The sequence below is a fragment of the Mesorhizobium sp. P2_D5 genome, from assembly GCF_056404355.1.
Genome location: NZ_JBFUEE010000001.1, coordinates 264,782 through 280,896, shown reverse-complemented (window position 1 = coordinate 280,896; position 16,115 = coordinate 264,782). Strand labels below are relative to the sequence as shown.

Below are 16,115 nucleotides of genomic sequence, written 5' to 3'. Positions count from 1 at the left end.
ATGGCCAGCCTCGAACAGTATCATTCCAAGCGTGATTTCAAGAAGACGTCCGAACCGGCCGGCAAGGTCGGGCGCGGCGAGAACGCCAAGGCGGGCGGCATCTTCGTCATCCACAAGCATGCTGCGACACGGTTGCACTACGACCTTCGCCTGGAGCAGGACGGCGTGCTGTGGAGCTGGGCGGTGACGCGCGGCCCAAGCCTCGACCCGCATGAGAAACGGCTGGCCGTGCATGTCGAGGACCATCCGATCGACTATGCGCCGTTCGAAGGCACCATTCCCAAGGGCGAATATGGCGGCGGGTCGGTGCTCGTCTGGGACAAGGGCACCTGGGTTCCCGAAATCGACCCGGCCAAGGCGATGAAGAAGGGCCATATCACCTTCGAGCTCAAAGGCCACAAGCTGCATGGTCTGTGGCACCTGGTGCGGCTGAAGCCGCGCGCGGGCGAAAAGCGCGAGAACTGGCTGCTGATCAAATCGGACGATGCCGCGGCGCGCCCTGGCGAGGACATTCTGAAGGAGGCGCCGGAATCGGTGAAGTCGGGCCTGACGATCGAGGAGATCGGCGAAGGCAAGGCCGCCAGGGGCGAGAAGCCTGATGTCTGGCATTCCAACAAGCCGGCCGCCGGCAAGGCAAAGACCGGCAGGCGCCTGGACTTCGTCGAACCGCAGCTTGCGACGCTGGAGCGGGACGCACCGCCGGGCAAGGACTGGCTGCACGAGGTCAAGTTCGACGGCTATCGCATGCAGGCGCAGATTGCCGGCACGGAGGTGCAGCTGCTGACTCGTACCGGGCTCGACTGGACGGAAAAATTCGGCGGCGCGATTGCCGCGGAACTCGCCGGACTGAAATGCAGCGACGCCATCATCGATGGCGAGATCGTCGTGTTGGCCGACAGCGGCGTGTCGTCGTTCGCGCTGCTGCAGGCCGACCTCTCCGCGAAACGGACAGATCGCTTCATCTACTATGTGTTCGACCTGATGCGGCTTGATGGCAAGGATTTGCGCGGCGAGCCGCTGGTCGAGCGCAAGCAGGCCTTGCAGGACCTGTTGGGCAAGCCGCCGGAGAACGCGGCCGTCCGTTTCAGCGACCATTTCGCCGAGCCCGGCAAAATCATGCTGGAACATGCCTGCCGCATGGGGCTGGAAGGCGTCGTCTCCAAGCGCGCCGATGCACCCTATCGCAGCGGGCGCGGTCCTTCCTGGGTGAAGTCGAAATGCACGGCGCGGCAGGAGTTCGTCATCGGCGGCTATTTGCCGTCGGACAAGACCGGGCGCGGGCTGCGCTCGCTGCTGGTCGGCTATCACGAGGGTGGCCGACTGCACTATGCCGGCCGTGTCGGCACCGGCTTCTCGGCCAAGACCGCCAGCGAACTCAAGACAAGACTCGATGCGCTGAAGGCGGAGCGTTCGCCCTTCGACAAGGCCGTGCCGAAAGGCAAGGGCTTGGTCTGGGTGAAGCCCGAACTGGTCGGCGAAGTGGAGTTCCGCAGCTGGACATCCGACCGTATAATACGCCATGCATCGTTCCAGGGATTGCGCGAGGACAAGCCGGCGGAGGAAGTCGTGCAGGAAAAGCCCCAGTCTGCGGCAGGGAAGTCTTCGACCGGGGAGGCTTCGACAGGCAAGAGCCCGCCCAAGGCGAAGCCGGTATCAGGCAGCGCTGGCAAACCTGCCGGAGCGATGACGACCAGCGTGAAGCTTTCCCACCCCGACAAGCTGCTGTGGCCCGAGGAAAAGATTTCCAAGCAGGGCCTGCTCGACCACTACGCGTTGGTGTGGCCGCGCATGGAACAGTTCATCGTCAACCGACCGCTCAGCCTGGTCAGGGCGCCGGACGGCGTCGGCGGCCCGCGCTTCTTCCAAAAGCATGCCTCGGCCGGCATGAGCGACAAGATCGCCCGGATGAAAGACCCGACCGACGGCGAGGAGATCCTGTTCATCCGCGATTTCGACGGCGTCGCAGCGCTCGTCCAGTATGGCGTGGTCGAGATCCACATCTGGGGCTGCACCGTCGATGCGCTGGAACAGCCGGACCAGATCATCTTCGACCTTGACCCCGATGAGGGCGTCGACGTGAAAGCCGTGCGCGAGGCCGCACTCGATATCAGAGGTAAGCTTGAAGAGCTGTCGCTGCCGAATTTCGTCAAGACCTCAGGCGGCAAGGGCTACCACGTCGTGATGCCGCTAAAACCATCTGCGGACTGGGACGCAGTGAAAACCTTTGCGCATGATTTTGCCAAGGCGCTGGAACAGGCCTCGCCCGACCGCTACACGGCGACGCTTTCGAAAAAGGCGCGCACGGGAAAGATCTTCGTCGACTATCTGCGCAATGGCCGGGGCTCGACGACGGTCGCGCCCTATTCGTCACGCGCCAAGAAGGGCGCCACCGTGTCGATGCCTGTGACGTGGGCCGAGATCGAGGCGGGATTGGCGCCGAACGCTTTCCCGATCGGCGACAAGACGACGCTGAGGCAGCTGGCGGAAGCCGATCCGTGGGTGGATTTCTTCAGGCAAGGGAAAGTGCTGGGGCGGGGGTAGTTAGCCGCATACGCGCGGGCTGTCCCGCTAACGTCTCAGCCCAGAAAAACCCTCTCGAAAGCCTGCTTGCCCGGCGGTGAGAAGATGACCGCGCGGCTGTCCTTCTCGCGGCGCGCCCATTTTTCGGCGAGGATCTTGTCGAGGATAGCGGCACCCAGCGTGCCGGCGAGGTGCGAACGGCGCACGCTCCAATCGAGGCAGGCGCGGCAGACCGGCCGGCGCGGCTTGGCATCGACATCGATACCGATGGCGGCGAAATGCGGTGCCGCCGAAGGCCCGAGCCTGATCTCCCTGTCGTCGCGCAGCAGGATTTCCTTCTCGACGAGACGATCGAGCATCGCCACCGCCTGCTCGCCGGCGAGGTGATCGTAACAGACGCGCGCCACGCGCATGGCGCCGTCACGCGGGCCCGGCCGCACGCGCTTTGGGCCAACGGCTTCGGCGACACCGGTGATGGCCTCGATCATGCCCGCCACCTGGGGTCCAGCGAGGCCGTAATAGCGGTGCCTTCCCTGGCTCGCCAATGTCAGCAGCCCGCCCTCCATCAGCTTGGACAGATGCGAGCTCGCCGTCGGCAGCGACACGCCGGCCTCGAGCGCCAGTTCGCTCGCGGTCAAAGCCGTGCCGCCCATCAGGGCGTTGAGCATGTTTGCCCGCGCCGGATCGCCAACCAGGCTGGCGATGCGGGCGATGTCGGGTCCTTCACGCATAGTTCGTTCCTCATCGAAGCATCCTTGTCAGATAAGCATTATTCTCCGACCAGATCAAGGAGATGACGATGACAACCGCTTCCACCTCCGCACCGCTCGCCAGCCGCCGATCGTTCCCGTTCATCACCTGGTTCCGTTCGCGGCTGCTGGCTCGCTGGCATGACCGCCATGTGCAGCGCCTCGACCTTGCCGAGATCGACGATCATTTGCTGCGCGACCTCGGCCTGACGCCGGAAGACGTGAGCCGTGAATGCGCGAAATCCTTCTGGCAGGCATGACCCGCAAGGGAATTGCCTAGCACATCGACCCTGGGGATGCTTCGACCCCGCTCGAAATGTCGCCGCAAGAAGACTTCAACCCGCCAAGGAGACCACCATGACCATCACCTGCTTCATCCGCTATGAGATCGACCCGTTCGGCAAGGCGGCCTTCGAGGAATATGCCCGCAACTGGGGCCAGGTCATTCCGCGCTGCGGCGCAGACCTGATCGGCTATTTCGCGCCGCATGAGGGCTCGGCCACGACGGCCTACGCCGCCTACAACATCGACAGCCTGGCGGCCTACGAGGCCTACCGCGCCCGGCTTGCCGCCGACCCTGCCGGCAAGGCAAACTATGAGTTCGCCCGCCGTGAAAAGTTCATCCAGAGGGAGGATCGCATGTTCCTGAAACTGGCTTCCGGCCCACACGCGAAACTGGTGCTGCCGTGATCGCCGTCATCTTCGAGGTCGAACCGGCGACGGGCAGGCGCGATGCCTATCTCCGCATCGCTGCTGACCTGCGCCCTTTGCTCGACGGCATCGACGGGTTTGTCTCGATCGAGCGCTTCCAGAGTCTCTCCGACCCGAACCGCATCCTGTCCTTATCGTTCTGGCGCGACGAGGAGGCGGTCAAGGCCTGGCGCAACACCGAGGAGCACCGGCAGGCACAGAGGGCCGGCCGTGGCGGTATCTTTGCCGGCTACCGTCTGCGCATCGCTCATGTCGTGCGTGACTACGGGCTGACGGAAAGGGCAGAGGCGCCGGCGGATAGCCGGGCAGTGAATGGATGAGGGGTAGCGGGTAGGTGTCGGCGTTGCCCCTCATCCGCCTGCCGGCACCTTCTCCCCGTAAGGGACGGGGAGAAGGGAAGCGCTCCAACGCTGGAGACCCCCTCTCCCCGTTCTTCACGGGGAGAGGGTAAGGGTGAGGGGCGGCGCCGACCCTGTCGTCAAATTAAGCGTTCCCGATCAGCACGCCGGCCGCAAACACCAGCGCGCCGCCTAGCACCACCTGGAAGGCGGCGCGCAGAAAGGGCGTCTGCATGTAGCGGTTCTGGACGAAGGCGATCGCCCACAATTCGAAGAACACCACCACCGCGGCGACCGCCGTCGCCGTCCAGAATTGCGGGATGAGATAGGGCAGCGCGTGACCGAGCCCGCCGAGCGTCGTCATGATGCCGACGGTGAGGCCGCGCTTGATCGGGGAGCCGCGGCCCGACAGCTTGCCGTCGTCGGACGCAACCTCGGTGAAGCCCATCGAAATGCCGGCGCCAATCGAGGCGGCGAGGCCGACAAGGAGCGTCTGCCAGGTATCATGCGTGGCGAAAGCCGCGGCGAAGATCGGCGCCAGCGTCGACACCGACCCGTCCATCAGCCCGGCCAGCCCCGGCTGCACATAGGTGAGGATGAACTGGCGCTGTTCGGCAACGGCCTCTTCGTCCTTGACTTCGCCCGGCACGTGCTTCTGTTCCAGACGCTGCGCCAGCGTTTCGTGGCCCTGCTCGGCCACCGCCAAATCGTCGAGCAGTTTCCGGGTGGAAGCATCGGTGGTGCGCTTGGCCGCCTCGACGTAGAACAGATAGGCGCGCCGCTCCATCGCCTCGGCCTGGCTGCGCACATGCTCGATGCCGAGCGGTCTCACCAGCCAGTCAGGCTTGCGTTCGAAGTAGCCTTTTACATGTTCGCGCCGGATCAGCGGAATGCGATCGCCGAAACGCTTGCGGAAAAGCTCGATCAGCGAGTCGCGATGGCCATCCTCTTCCTCGGCCATCTCCTCGAACACCTTTGCCGATTGCGGAAAGCTTTCCGCCAGTCCGTCGGCGTAGGCCCGGTAGATGCGCCCGTCATCTTCTTCGGACGAAATGGCCAGTGCCAGGATCTCCTGTTCGGAGAGCGATTCGAAGGGACGGCGGCCGAAACCGAAAACACGGGAAAGCATGAGGAATTCACCCTAGTTTAGAATGGTTCTAAACTAGGGTTTGATGTGCCCCAGGTCAATGCGCGCCTGGGTCGCGGTCAACAATTGTTGAAGGCCGCGCGCGCCGCACCCCTTCATTATCAGCGAATGTTCACCTATATTCTGGTAAGCCAAGGAAAAGGATTCCGCAGATGACGGTAAAGCAGCCCCCACAACACTATGACCCCAGGCCCGTTCTCGATCTCATCGCCAGCATCGAGGCCGATCTGCAGCGCCTGAAAGGCTTGGTCGAGCAGCAGGTCGAGAAATTCGACCCCGCCAACCCGCACAACAAGGCCCCGGACGGCAAGTTGACCGAAGAGGGCGTGGAGTGCTGCTACCGCATGTTCGACGAAGGCAAGTCGCGCTATTCGGTTGCCCAGCAGATGAAAATCTCCTTCGCCGCCGCCACCCACCGCTTCAACAGCTGGCGCAAGCTGGGAGGCACCAGGCGGCAGCGGGCGTTGCTGGGATAAGTGGCGGTTGGACGCAAGGCACAAACGCCGGCAAGACTCCCCAACCTTGTAACCGTCACATTTTTTCGTTGGTGTCGCGCGGCCGTTTCCGTGCACCATGGCCGGACCATTTTTTTGTAGGATCCGCCATGACCACCCCTCCCGGCATAGAAGACATCCACCGCGCTGCAGCCCGGCTTTCCGGCCTGATCGTGGAAACGCCGTTGATCGAATCGCAAGAGTTGAACAAGCGCTTCGGTGCCCGTATCCTGTTCAAGCCGGAGACGCTGCAGCGCACCGGCTCGTTCAAGTTCCGCGGCGCCTACAACAAGCTCTCCTCACTCAGCGAAGAGGAGCGCAGCCGTGGCGTCGTCGCCTTCTCGTCGGGCAACCACGCACAGGGCGTCGCTGCGGCGTCGGCGATGTTCGGCGTCAAGGCGGTCATCGCCATGCCGGCCGACGCGCCGGTAATGAAGGTCGGCAATGTCCGCAAGATGGGGGCCGAGGTGGTGCCGTTCGACCGCTTTCGCGACGACCGCATGACCGTGGTGCGCCCCTACATCGAGAAAGGCATGGTGCTGGTGCCGCCCTTCGACGACCCGGCCATCATCGCCGGCCAGGGCACGATCGGCCTCGAATTGATGCGCCAGGCGAAAGCGCTTGGCATCAGTCTCGATGCGGTGGTCATTCCTTGCGGCGGCGGCGGCCTGTCGAGCGGCATTTCCGTCGCCGTCAAGGACGCCTCGCCCAGCACTTCGGTCTGGGCGGTGGAGCCCGAGCATTTCGACGACACCCGCCGTTCACTGGCCGCCGGCGCCAGGGTTTCGAACGAGCCGGGCCACAATTCGATCTGCGATGCGATCCTGACCGCCGAGCCCGGCGTGATCACCTTCGAGATCAACCGCAGGAACCTCGCCGGGGCCATCGCCGTCTCCGACAAGGCGACGGCACAGGCGATGCGCGATGCCATGGCCTATCTCAAGCTGGTGGTCGAACCCGGCGGCTGCGTGGCGCTGGCGGCACTGTCATCGGGCGAGATCGCGCTCTCCGGCAAATGCGTTGCCGTGGTGCTGTCCGGCGGTAATGTCGATTTCGGCACCTATGCGGAGATCATGGCGGCGGCGTAGGCGAAGAAACTTAGCACGCAGGGTGACAGCCGCAGCGATCCTTCCCACCCCCCTCTGCCCTACCGGGCATCTCCCCCGCAAGGGGGGAGATTGGGCGTTATCTCTGCTTTCGCCAATCGCCGCAATCGCAGGAGCAAGCGCAGCGCTGAAACTGCCGATGTCCCCCCTTGCGGGGGGAGATGTCCGGCAGGTTGGAGGGGGGTGCTGTCCCACCGACCTCAAAAGTCTCCGGGCAGTAGCGGCCTGACCCTAATCCAGCGTCCGCCTGAACCGGACCAGCGCGACGCCGGCAAACAGTGCCACGAACACCACCAGCCAGCCGATCTCCGTCGCCACGGCCGGCAGCTCTGCACCCTTCAGCATCACCGCACGGATGATGCGCAGAAAGTGCGTCAGCGGCAGGATCTCGCCGAACGCCTGCGCCCAGGTCGGCATGCCGCGATAGGGGAACATGAAGCCGGACAGCATGATCGACGGCAGGAAGAAGAAGAAGGTGAGCTGCAGCGCCTGCATCTGCGTGCGCGCGATGGTCGAGATCGTGTAGCCGAGCAGCACCAGCGCCAGCACGAAGATCAGCACGGCGGTCAAAAGCAGCGACATCGACCCGGTGAAGGGGATGGCGAACAAGAGCTTGGCCGCCGCCAGCACCACCACCACCTGCACGCCGCCGACTGCCAGATAGGGCAGCACCTTGCCCATCATGATCTCGAGGGGGCTGGACGGCATCGCCAGCAGGTTTTCCATGGTGCCGCGCTCGGTCTCGCGGGTCAGCGCGATCGAGGTCATCATCACCATCGTCATCTGCAGGATGACGCCGAGCAGACCGGGCACGATGTTGTATTGCGAAATGCCTTCCGGGTTGTAGCGCCGGTGCACCACCACTTCGAGCTGGCCAAGGGCTGCCTCGGCGGCCGCCTCCTGCATGCCGCGCGCCCTGAGCAGCGCCTGGCTGGCGACGGTGCCCAGCGTCGAGATGGCGCCGCTAGCGACAGCCGGGTCGGTGGCGTCGGCCTCGATCAGGATCTGCGGGCTGTCGCCGCGCTCGACCCGCCGGGCAAAATCGGCGGGGATGGTGACGACGAAGGCGACATCGCCGCGCGACATCAGGAACTCCGCGTCGGCCGCACTTTGCGAGACATGATCGAAACGGTAGTAGCCTGTCGTCTGCAGCGCCGAGACCATGGCGCGCGTGTAGGGGTCGCTGCTCGTCGCAACCAGCGCGGCCGGCAGGCTCTTCGGGTCGTTGTTGATGGCATAGCCGAACAACACGAGCTGCATCAGTGGCACGCCGAGCATCATGGCGAAGGTGATGCGGTCGCGCCGCATCTGGATGAACTCCTTGATCAGCAGCGCGCCAAGGCGGGCGAAGGAAAAGACACTGTTCATGCCATGTTGTCCTTCGAGCCGGACATGAACTGGATAAAGACGTCCTCGAGGCTGGTTTCGCCCGGCGCCACCTTCACGCCCTTGTGCTCTTTCTCGACATCGGCGAGCGCGGCTTCCAGCTTCTTCCGGTCGGAACCGACGACATGCAGCGTGGCACCGAACGGGGCCACCTGGTCGACGCTGGGCCGGCCCTGAAGCGCTTCCGCCACCTGGTCGAGCCGCGGGCCCTGCAGGACGAAAGTGGTCAGCCCGGCATTTTTCACCACCTCGGCGACGGTGCCGGTGGCCAGCATCTTCCCGTAGGAAATGTAGCTGATGCGATGGCAGCGCTCGGCCTCGTCCATATAGTGGGTGGAGACCAGCACGGTCAGCCCGCCGCTGGCGAGGCGATGGATCTCGTCCCAGAACTCGCGTCGCGCCTTTGGATCGACGCCGGCCGTCGGCTCGTCGAGCAACAGCAGCTTCGGCTTGTGCATGATACAGGCGGCCAGCGCCAGCCGCTGCTTCCAGCCGCCCGACAAGGTGCCGGCCAACTGGTTGCGGCGCGTCGTCAGGCCGAGCTCCTCCAGCGTACGCGCCACATGCTCCTCGACCGGCTTCAACCGGTAAAGCCGCGCGACGAATTCGAGATTCTCGCCAATCGTCAGATCCTCGTAGAACGAGAATTTTTGCGTCATGTAGCCGACTTCGCGCTTGATGCGCAGGCTGTCGGTGCGGATGTCGAAGCCGAGCACCGTGCCTTCGCCCTCGTCGGGCGTCAGCAGGCCGCACATGATGCGGATGGTGGTGGTCTTGCCCGAACCGTTGGGGCCAAGAAAGCCGACGATCTCGCCTTCGGCGACTGTCATCGTCACATGGTCGACGACGGTCTTGTCGCCAAACCGCTTGACCAGGCCATGGACGTCGATGGCGTTCATTTTCCGCCATCCGCGAGATCGACATCGACGATCTGGCCCGGCTGCAGCGGGCCGGCGTCGCCCTCTGGCCGCGCCTCGACCAGATAGACCAGCTTCTGCCGGTTCTCCAAGGAATAGATCACCGGCGGGGTGAATTCGGGATCCGGCGAGACGTAGCTGACCCGCGCCTTCACGTCCGGGCCGCAGCCGTCGCAATGGACGCCGAGCAAGGTGCCGACCTTGACCGAGGAAAAGGCGGCTTCCGGGATGTAGACGCTGAGTTTTACGGCGCCGTCGGGCAGGATCGAGATGACCGGTGAGGTCGGGCCGGCGGTGTCGCCCGGATTGCGGATGACATCGTTGACGCGGCCCGGCGATGGCGACGCCAGCACCCGCTTCGACAGCCGCCACCGCGCCTGCTCCAGGGTCGCCTGCGCCTGCTTGACCTGGTTGTCGGCGGCCTTGATCGTCTCGGGGCGCGCCGGCAGGCCGCCGACAGCGAGATTGGCATTGGCCTGGCCGACCTGCGCGTTGGCTGTCTCCAGTGTCGCCGAGGCGGTGTCGAAATCGGCCTGCGTGCCGGCGCCGCGCTTGAACAGATCGGCGGCGCGGTCGTATTTGCGCTTGGCGTCGGCGGCCTGCGCGCTGGCCATGTCGACCTCGGCCCTGAGCACCGCGATCTCTTCCGGGCGCTTGCCGATCTGCAGGTCGGCCAATTGCGCCTGGGCCTGGGCTAGGCCGGCCTCGGCCTGCGCGACCGCGATCTTGGCATCGGCGCTTTCCAGCGTCACCACGGTCGTGCCGGGTGTGACACGGTCGCCGCGCTTGACGGTGACGGTCTCGACCTGCGCCACCTCGATCGGCGCCAGCAGCACATAGTCGCCCTCGACATAGCCGACTGCGAGCGGCGCTGCCGGCGCGCAGGCGCTGAAAAGCTGCGCGGCGAGTGGCAGCGAACACAGAAAGCTCATGGTCTTTGCCCCTTCATCCCTGGCCCTTGCGGGCAGCCAATATGGCCTTGAGATTGCCCGCTGTGACCGCCACCACCTTGGCTGCCTCGGCGGCGCCAATGTCGTTCCAGCCCATGCGGCGCATCACCGCCTCGCGGCCGATGCGGAAATAGATGACCTGGCCGATCAGCGTGAACACGGTGAGCCTCGTGGCCTCGCTTTCGGCCGGCTCTCCCGTCGCGTGCTCCCAGAGCTGGCACAGCCGGCGGTGCGTCGGCTCGAACACCCCGTCATATATGCGGTCGAGCGCTGCCGTCGGATGCGAAAGCTCGCGCAGCACGAACTGCACGATCTCACCGGCCTGCGGGCTGGCAACGACGAAGCCGACCATCCGCTCCAGCGCCGCGAAGAGCAGCGCTTGCGCCGCCTCCGGATTGGCCGGTCCTGCCGCTGTCGCCGGCAAATTTCCGAGCGCCGGGCCGGCAACCGTCTGGATGGTCTCGACGATAAAGTCGGCGGCGGCGGCGCGAAGGCCCTCCTTGCCGCCGAAATGATAGGCGATCGAGCCGATATTGGCCTCCGCCTCGGCCGCGATCTGGCGCGTCGAGGTGCCGTCGAATCCCTGCCGTCCGAACAGTTTCAGCGCCGCCTGGACGAGGGCCGCGCGCGTCATCTCGGCGGGTGACGTCTCGCGACGGGGACTTCCGGTGTCGGGTAACTTGATCATGAGGCGCACTTTAATCAATCGATTGATTAAAGTCAATGGATGACTCAAACTTGCGTACGCAACCATCTTGCCACGGCCGGCTGTTAACGCTTTAGTGCGCGGCCATGGGCAAGGAAGTCGAACGCAAATTCCTGGTCTCCGGCACAGCATGGCGGGATCTGGTCGAGGCGGATATCCGCATTCGCCAGTTCTATCTTGCCGCGACCCCCGGTCGAACCCTGCGCATCCGCATCAGCGACGACGCTTCCGCCAAGTTGACACTCAAATTCGGCAGCAGGGCGCGCGTGCGCGACGAATTCGAATATACGATCCCGCTGGCGGACGCCAAGGAGATGCTGGCCTTCGCGCTTGGGCGTGTCATCGAGAAGACACGCCACCATGTTAGGCATCGCGGCCATCTCTATGAGGTGGATGTCTTTGGCGGTCCGCTTGCGGGACTTGTGGTCGCCGAACTTGAGACGCCGGAGGACGTGCCTGACGAAATGCTGCCTGACTGGCTCGGCCGCGAGGTCACTGGTGAGTCTGAATTTTACAACGCGTCGCTCGCCCTCGGGGGGATTCCGGAGATCGCCGCATGAGTTTTCGCATCGATCCGCGCCTGCCGCTGACCGGCGAGGTCAGGCGTATCCTTGCCGAGGAAATCGGCAAGGCAATGGCCCATCTTGACGCCGCGCGCAGCCGGCCGGAACAGGGGCTGCACAAATGCCGCAAGCGGCTGAAGAGCGCGCGCGCGTTGCTGAGGCTTGTTCGTTCCGGTGACGGAACATTCTGCGAGACCGAGAACCAATGCTACCGCAACGTGGCGGGTCTGCTTGCCGGGCCGCGCGAGGCGACGGCGCTGATCGAGACCGTCGACCGGCTGGCGGCAAGCTTTCCCAAGGAGAGCGCCGACGACGGGCTGGCTGCGGTGCGCGACAGGCTGATTGCCCGGCAGCATGAATTGCACGAAGGCGCCGGGCTCGACGCGGCAATCGCTGCCGCGACCGCCGCTTGCGAGGAAGGACTGCACCGGATCGAAACCCTCGCTCTGCCCGATCAGCCGGAACAGGCCGCCGACGTGCTTGCCGAAGGTGCCCGCGCCACCTTGCGCCGGGCCAGGAAAGCGCTCGACAGGGCTGGATCGCGCGGCGCGGCCAATGATTTCCACGATCTGCGCAAGGCGGCCAAGACCCACGGCATGCATCTGTCGCTGCTCGGCAGGCTGTGGCCGACGCCGATCAAGGCCAGGCGCAAGGCGGTCGACGCACTGGGTGAGCGGCTGGGCGACCTGCATGATCTGTTCGTCATGCGCGACCTGCTCGAGGCCGATGACCGTCCGCTCGGACCGCCCGAAGACACCAGGCTCCTGGGCAAGCTTCTGAAGCGGTCGGAAAAGCAGCTGAAGAAGGCCTGCCTGGCCGAGGCGGCCGAGCTGTTCGGCGACAGTCCCAAACGCTCGACACGCAAACTGGCCCGCAAGGCGCGCGGCGATCTGGCCGAGGCAGCCCAGGACGAGCTGATCGCAACCGCCGGCTGACGGGAGCTGTCCTCTCCCTTCTCCCCCTGTGTGGAGGGGAGCCAACGTCGGCGCAACCACCCTCCCGCTGGCACCCAGCGCCTACCCGTGCTAATCGGCATTTGGCATGACCGAGCTCAGAGACACGCTTCTGGATCGACTTGGCCGCCGGCTCGCCGGCGCGCTGCAGGAGGAGTCTTCCGGCTACGAACCTTATACCCCGTCCGATGCCGAGACGCTGCGCCGTGCGCTGGAGCCCGGCGACATCCTGTTGATCGAGGGCAACCAGAAGATCTCGGCGGTGATCAAGTACCTGACCCAGTCGACCTGGTCGCATGCGGCCCTTTATGTCGGCGATGCGTTGCCCGAGCCGCAAGACGGAACGGAGCGGCCGCGGCTGATCGAGGTCTCGATGGGCGAAGGCTGCGTTGCCGTGCCGCTGTCGCGCTATCGCACCTACAACACCCGCATCTGCCGGGCGAGCGGCCTGGCGCCGGAGGACCGCGACAGGGTCGTCGCCTTCATGATCGGTAAGCTCGGCCTGAAATACGATCTCAAGAACATCCTCGACATGCTGCGTTATTTCCTGCCGGCGCCGCCGGTGCCGGTGCGCTGGCGCCGCCGCATGCTGGCATTCGGCTCCGGCGACCCGACACGGGCCATCTGTTCCTCGCTGATCGCCGAGGCCTATGGCCGGATCCGCTATCCGATCCTGCCCGAAATCACCCGCGCGCCCGGCCGCGCTTCGGCGCAGTCCAACTATTCACGCAGGGAAATCCTGCATATCCGACACCACTCGCTCTACACGCCGCGTGATTTCGACCTGTCGCCCTATTTCCGCATCGTCAAGCCGACGCTGGAATATGGTTTCGACTACCGGGCGGTGACCTGGGACGACAAGGCAAGCTCAGACGCCGCAGCCGCAAAGGCTGGGGCAATCGCCTCAGACACGTGATGGACATGCCCCCTATGGCGCGGCCTACCGCCATCCAGCCGGGGTGCAGGCGTTTCACATGGCGGCCTACATCACGCCGAAACCGCACCCTGGTTTTCGGCTCTGTGTTCGATCCAGACATGGACCGGTTCGTCCCGGCCCCGGATGCTCACCGGTCCATGATCGCGCGCATTCAACTGTGTCGTGGGCGATTCCGCCTTCGCGGCGTCAATCAGTCGTGACCCAAAGCAAATATTCGCCTGGAGCTCCCGGCATAGTGATTGCAAACGGCTGGCGACGTTGACGGTGTCGCCAACCACCGCGAAGGACAGATTGCGCTCGCTGCCGACCGCGCCGATGACAACTGCGCCATATTGTGCACCGATCCGAACGTCCAGCGGCGGGTATCCCCTGGACACCCGCTGTACATTCCAGTCTTCGAGAGCGGCGACCATCGCTTCAGCGCACTGGATGGCCCGAGTCGCGTCGTCATGGCTGGCTTGCGGAACACCGAATGTCGCCATGATGCAATCGCCGATATAGTTATCGACGGTGCCATGGTGGTCGAAAACGACCTGTTCCATGCGACGGTGGAACTGACGCAGAAGTTCGAAGACTGCTTCGGCCGGATGATCCTCGGAATAGTGTGTGAAGCCGACGATGTCGGCGAACAGCACCGCGATATCCTGCCGGCGGACCGGGCCGAAGGGCTCGTCATCGGTGGCGAGCTGGTCGACGACATTGGGCGAAAAATGCCGGGCGAGATTGGCGCGGGCGCGCTCTGCCTTCACATAGTCTTCCGACAGATGTCGGGAACGAAAGACGACCAGCGCCATGATCGCGCCGATAATCAGCACAACCAACACGTTGGTCGCCTGCGCAAATGTATCGACGAAATTGGGGTTGAGATAAAGGTTCAGTCGCTCTGTCATCGGCAGCGAATAGAGGTTCGTCGCCGGAATGACGGTTCCCGGATGATAAATCACCCATTCCACCCCGATCGCCCATGTCAAGGCCGCGAGCGCGCCAAGATAGAGCGCCAATCGTGTCGAAAGGGTCAGCGCGCCAAGGCATACGAAAATCAGCAGGAATTTGAAGCTGCCCTCGCGCAGTTGCATCGCGGCCGGCGCGACCTCCAGGGAAAACGGATTAGGCGTTACCAGCAGAACGGTCAACAGAATGATGTCCAGCGTACCGACGAGGTAACCGATCCACCATCGCGCCGTGCGACGGCGCGCAAAGAGAAACTGGATCAGGCCGATGAGCTGGAACAGCACGAGGCCCGTCAGCACGAAGAGCAGCGAAGCATCCCAGTGGCTGATCAATGAAAAGAAGCAGGCGATCACAGCGAGCGATGCCGTACGCGCCCAGAACTGCAATGCAGCACCCTGGCGTTCTGCGCGCGCCCGCAAATTTTTCAGGCGCGAATAGCGGCGAAGTTCAAGTGTTGGCGCGGTCGGCATAGGATCACTTCGATTTCACGGGGGACGTGCCACGCATTCGGCAAACCCGCCCTCTACAGTCTGACAAATCAGTGCGCGAACTCTATCATGAATGTGATTTCATTCTGAAACGCGGCTGCAGAGAGCAATAATATCCGGAAAAAAGATCATGGTGAAAACCGAAGCAGGACAGGCGGAACCTCCCTGTTCAGGTCACCAAAAAACCGCAGCGCCCGGCGTTATTCTCTGCATGGATGCGTTCGGCCGGCGCTGAGCGGCATGGCGGAACGCTTGGCTGCAGGGGGCTATACCGTGTCGGTGCCGGATCTGTTCTATCCCAACGCGCCCTATCCTGCTCGGGATGATTGGCCGTGTCAGGCCGGTAACGGGCGGCGTCCCTTTGCAGGGGCGGCGGGCCGATCGAACGCTCCGGCATCGCGCGGATGCGGCCCAATCGGCATGATCGCCGGAAACGGTGTTGCACCAAACGCGAACGTCCATTTGTAGCCGACCAATCCATCCTCCGGCGTGGTGTGCTGGTCGTGGTGGGCAAGCAATTTGACACGCCCGGCGAGCTCCTCCGCCTCGCGTCGTACCATCTCCGCCGTTTCCGGCCGCATCCGCCTGCTGAAACTGACGAAGGTCGCTTCCCGCTCGATATGGGTGATGGCCCAGCCGATGAAATTCTTGTTGGTCATCTCGAACAGCGGCCTCAGCGGCCCTTCGAAATTCCATTGGATCGGCGTCTCGACCAGCAATCTTGCCGTGAGACCCCGGCCGAGTGCGATCAGGCCGAGCTCCTCGAGATCGCGCAGATAGAGGAACATCGAGGCCTCGCTCAGGCCTTGCGAGCGCATGATGCCTTCGGGGGTGAATTTTTCCGACAGCATGACGAAGATGAACAGCAGCGCCGGCCGGCCGGCGAGCTTGCGTTCGATGTCCGGCGCGATGTGGTTGACCGGTCCCGGCCCGCGGTTCATCGAGCCGAGTACGTTTTCCAGTTCGACCCCGGCTGCCGTGCAGATCTCCATCAGCCGGTCGAGCTTGCAGTTGCGCTCGTGGAAGATGCGCTTCACCGTCGGCTCGGAAACGCCCATGCGTTCGGCAAGCTGGCGATAGGTGACGCCTTTGGCCTTCAGCGTCCGCTTCAGCGCCTCGAAGATCAAACCGTTCATCGGATGCACCTCTTGCCGGCAGTTTCGTATCGATTTACGATACTAGCGGTAATCCGCCTTTTC

17 protein-coding genes are annotated in these 16,115 nt (G+C 64.1%); 9 read left to right on the top strand and 8 right to left on the bottom strand.

Features of this window, described 5'->3' with window-relative positions; genetic code table 11:
• Window positions 1–2,541 (top strand): DNA ligase D, encoded by a 2,541-nt coding sequence (gene ligD / locus AC1DYW_RS01340; protein ID WP_477224853.1) that lies wholly within the window; start codon window positions 1–3, stop codon window positions 2,539–2,541.
• A gap of 35 nt (window positions 2,542–2,576) precedes the next feature.
• Here ligD and AC1DYW_RS01335 read toward each other — a convergent pair whose 3' ends face one another.
• Window positions 2,577–3,251 carry an ArsR/SmtB family transcription factor gene (locus AC1DYW_RS01335; RefSeq protein ID WP_477224852.1) on the bottom strand — a complete coding sequence of 225 codons (675 nt, stop codon included), beginning with the start codon at window positions 3,249–3,251 and terminating at the stop codon, window positions 2,577–2,579.
• 68 nt (window positions 3,252–3,319) lie between these two features.
• Here AC1DYW_RS01335 and AC1DYW_RS01330 point away from each other — a divergent pair, with 68 nt between their 5' ends.
• The 3 genes from AC1DYW_RS01330 (at window position 3,320) to AC1DYW_RS01320 (ending at window position 4,300) form a co-directional block, all read left to right on the top strand.
• Window positions 3,320–3,529: a DUF1127 domain-containing protein gene (locus AC1DYW_RS01330; RefSeq protein ID WP_477224851.1), complete on the top strand. Its 210-nt coding sequence runs from the start codon at window positions 3,320–3,322 to the stop codon at window positions 3,527–3,529.
• Window positions 3,530–3,626: 97 nt separating this feature from the next.
• Complete coding sequence (locus tag AC1DYW_RS01325; protein ID WP_095083814.1) at window positions 3,627–3,959, top strand: NIPSNAP family protein; 333 nt, start codon at window positions 3,627–3,629, stop codon at window positions 3,957–3,959.
• Window positions 3,956–4,300, top strand: a complete 345-nt coding sequence (locus AC1DYW_RS01320) for an antibiotic biosynthesis monooxygenase family protein (protein WP_477224850.1) — start codon at window positions 3,956–3,958, stop codon at window positions 4,298–4,300. Before AC1DYW_RS01325 ends, AC1DYW_RS01320 begins: the two co-directional genes overlap by 4 nt.
• A gap of 163 nt (window positions 4,301–4,463) precedes the next feature.
• On the opposite strand, the gene mbfA is transcribed toward AC1DYW_RS01320, so the two are convergent.
• Window positions 4,464–5,447 carry an iron exporter MbfA gene (gene mbfA / locus AC1DYW_RS01315; protein ID WP_457151749.1) on the bottom strand — a complete coding sequence of 328 codons (984 nt, stop codon included), beginning with the start codon at window positions 5,445–5,447 and terminating at the stop codon, window positions 4,464–4,466.
• A gap of 170 nt (window positions 5,448–5,617) precedes the next feature.
• Between mbfA and AC1DYW_RS01310 the strand changes: the two genes are divergently transcribed.
• Window positions 5,618–5,941, top strand: a complete 324-nt coding sequence (locus tag AC1DYW_RS01310; RefSeq protein ID WP_477224849.1) for a hypothetical protein — start codon at window positions 5,618–5,620, stop codon at window positions 5,939–5,941.
• A 128-nt stretch (window positions 5,942–6,069) separates the two neighbouring features.
• The gene (locus AC1DYW_RS01305) at window positions 6,070–7,047 is read left to right on the top strand and encodes a threonine/serine dehydratase (RefSeq protein WP_477224848.1); all 978 of its coding nucleotides are present in this window, start codon (window positions 6,070–6,072) and stop codon (window positions 7,045–7,047) included.
• 249 nt (window positions 7,048–7,296) lie between these two features.
• On the opposite strand, the gene AC1DYW_RS01300 is transcribed toward AC1DYW_RS01305, so the two are convergent.
• The 4 genes from AC1DYW_RS01300 to AC1DYW_RS01285 are packed head-to-tail and all read right to left on the bottom strand — an operon-like array spanning window position 7,297 to window position 11,006.
• Window positions 7,297–8,433, bottom strand: coding sequence for an ABC transporter permease (locus AC1DYW_RS01300; RefSeq protein ID WP_095083823.1), 1,137 nt, complete (start codon window positions 8,431–8,433; stop codon window positions 7,297–7,299).
• Window positions 8,430–9,350 (bottom strand): ABC transporter ATP-binding protein, encoded by a 921-nt coding sequence (locus tag AC1DYW_RS01295; protein ID WP_477224847.1) that lies wholly within the window; start codon window positions 9,348–9,350, stop codon window positions 8,430–8,432. Before AC1DYW_RS01295 ends, AC1DYW_RS01300 begins: the two co-directional genes overlap by 4 nt.
• Window positions 9,347–10,300, bottom strand: a complete 954-nt coding sequence (locus tag AC1DYW_RS01290; protein WP_457151753.1) for an HlyD family secretion protein — start codon at window positions 10,298–10,300, stop codon at window positions 9,347–9,349. The genes AC1DYW_RS01295 and AC1DYW_RS01290 overlap by 4 nt, the downstream gene beginning before the upstream one ends.
• Before the next feature lie 13 nt (window positions 10,301–10,313).
• Complete coding sequence (locus AC1DYW_RS01285) at window positions 10,314–11,006, bottom strand: CerR family C-terminal domain-containing protein (protein ID WP_477224846.1); 693 nt, start codon at window positions 11,004–11,006, stop codon at window positions 10,314–10,316.
• 104 nt (window positions 11,007–11,110) lie between these two features.
• Between AC1DYW_RS01285 and AC1DYW_RS01280 the strand changes: the two genes are divergently transcribed.
• From AC1DYW_RS01280 to AC1DYW_RS01270, 3 genes are all read left to right on the top strand, one after another.
• Entirely contained in the window at window positions 11,111–11,584 is a 474-nt protein-coding gene (locus AC1DYW_RS01280) for a CYTH domain-containing protein (protein ID WP_477224845.1), read from the top strand.
• On the top strand, window positions 11,581–12,522 hold the full coding sequence (locus AC1DYW_RS01275) for a CHAD domain-containing protein (protein WP_477224844.1): 942 nt from the start codon (window positions 11,581–11,583) through the stop codon (window positions 12,520–12,522). The genes AC1DYW_RS01280 and AC1DYW_RS01275 overlap by 4 nt, the downstream gene beginning before the upstream one ends.
• A gap of 106 nt (window positions 12,523–12,628) precedes the next feature.
• Window positions 12,629–13,456 (top strand): C40 family peptidase, encoded by an 828-nt coding sequence (locus tag AC1DYW_RS01270; protein ID WP_477224843.1) that lies wholly within the window; start codon window positions 12,629–12,631, stop codon window positions 13,454–13,456.
• A gap of 71 nt (window positions 13,457–13,527) precedes the next feature.
• Here AC1DYW_RS01270 and AC1DYW_RS01265 read toward each other — a convergent pair whose 3' ends face one another.
• Together AC1DYW_RS01265 and AC1DYW_RS01260 are read right to left on the bottom strand one after the other, a co-directional pair.
• Window positions 13,528–14,898 carry an adenylate/guanylate cyclase domain-containing protein gene (locus AC1DYW_RS01265; protein ID WP_477224842.1) on the bottom strand — a complete coding sequence of 457 codons (1,371 nt, stop codon included), beginning with the start codon at window positions 14,896–14,898 and terminating at the stop codon, window positions 13,528–13,530.
• A gap of 353 nt (window positions 14,899–15,251) precedes the next feature.
• Window positions 15,252–16,052 (bottom strand): helix-turn-helix domain-containing protein, encoded by an 801-nt coding sequence (locus AC1DYW_RS01260; protein ID WP_477224841.1) that lies wholly within the window; start codon window positions 16,050–16,052, stop codon window positions 15,252–15,254.
• Window positions 16,053–16,115 lie beyond the last annotated feature (63 nt).

Coding starts and splice junctions, on each gene's coding strand:
- ligD (WP_477224853.1), top strand. CDS start 1: ATGGCCAGCCTCGAACAGTATCATTCCAAGCGTGATTTCAAGAAGACG.
- AC1DYW_RS01335 (WP_477224852.1), bottom strand. CDS start 3,251: ATGCGTGAAGGACCCGACATCGCCCGCATCGCCAGCCTGGTTGGCGAT.
- AC1DYW_RS01330 (WP_477224851.1), top strand. CDS start 3,320: ATGACAACCGCTTCCACCTCCGCACCGCTCGCCAGCCGCCGATCGTTC.
- AC1DYW_RS01325 (WP_095083814.1), top strand. CDS start 3,627: ATGACCATCACCTGCTTCATCCGCTATGAGATCGACCCGTTCGGCAAG.
- mbfA (WP_457151749.1), bottom strand. CDS start 5,447: ATGCTTTCCCGTGTTTTCGGTTTCGGCCGCCGTCCCTTCGAATCGCTC.
- AC1DYW_RS01310 (WP_477224849.1), top strand. CDS start 5,618: ATGACGGTAAAGCAGCCCCCACAACACTATGACCCCAGGCCCGTTCTC.
- AC1DYW_RS01305 (WP_477224848.1), top strand. CDS start 6,070: ATGACCACCCCTCCCGGCATAGAAGACATCCACCGCGCTGCAGCCCGG.
- AC1DYW_RS01300 (WP_095083823.1), bottom strand. CDS start 8,433: ATGAACAGTGTCTTTTCCTTCGCCCGCCTTGGCGCGCTGCTGATCAAG.
- AC1DYW_RS01295 (WP_477224847.1), bottom strand. CDS start 9,350: ATGAACGCCATCGACGTCCATGGCCTGGTCAAGCGGTTTGGCGACAAG.
- AC1DYW_RS01290 (WP_457151753.1), bottom strand. CDS start 10,300: ATGAGCTTTCTGTGTTCGCTGCCACTCGCCGCGCAGCTTTTCAGCGCC.
- AC1DYW_RS01285 (WP_477224846.1), bottom strand. CDS start 11,006: ATGATCAAGTTACCCGACACCGGAAGTCCCCGTCGCGAGACGTCACCC.
- AC1DYW_RS01280 (WP_477224845.1), top strand. CDS start 11,111: ATGGGCAAGGAAGTCGAACGCAAATTCCTGGTCTCCGGCACAGCATGG.
- AC1DYW_RS01275 (WP_477224844.1), top strand. CDS start 11,581: ATGAGTTTTCGCATCGATCCGCGCCTGCCGCTGACCGGCGAGGTCAGG.
- AC1DYW_RS01270 (WP_477224843.1), top strand. CDS start 12,629: ATGACCGAGCTCAGAGACACGCTTCTGGATCGACTTGGCCGCCGGCTC.
- AC1DYW_RS01265 (WP_477224842.1), bottom strand. CDS start 14,898: ATGCCGACCGCGCCAACACTTGAACTTCGCCGCTATTCGCGCCTGAAA.
- AC1DYW_RS01260 (WP_477224841.1), bottom strand. CDS start 16,052: ATGAACGGTTTGATCTTCGAGGCGCTGAAGCGGACGCTGAAGGCCAAA.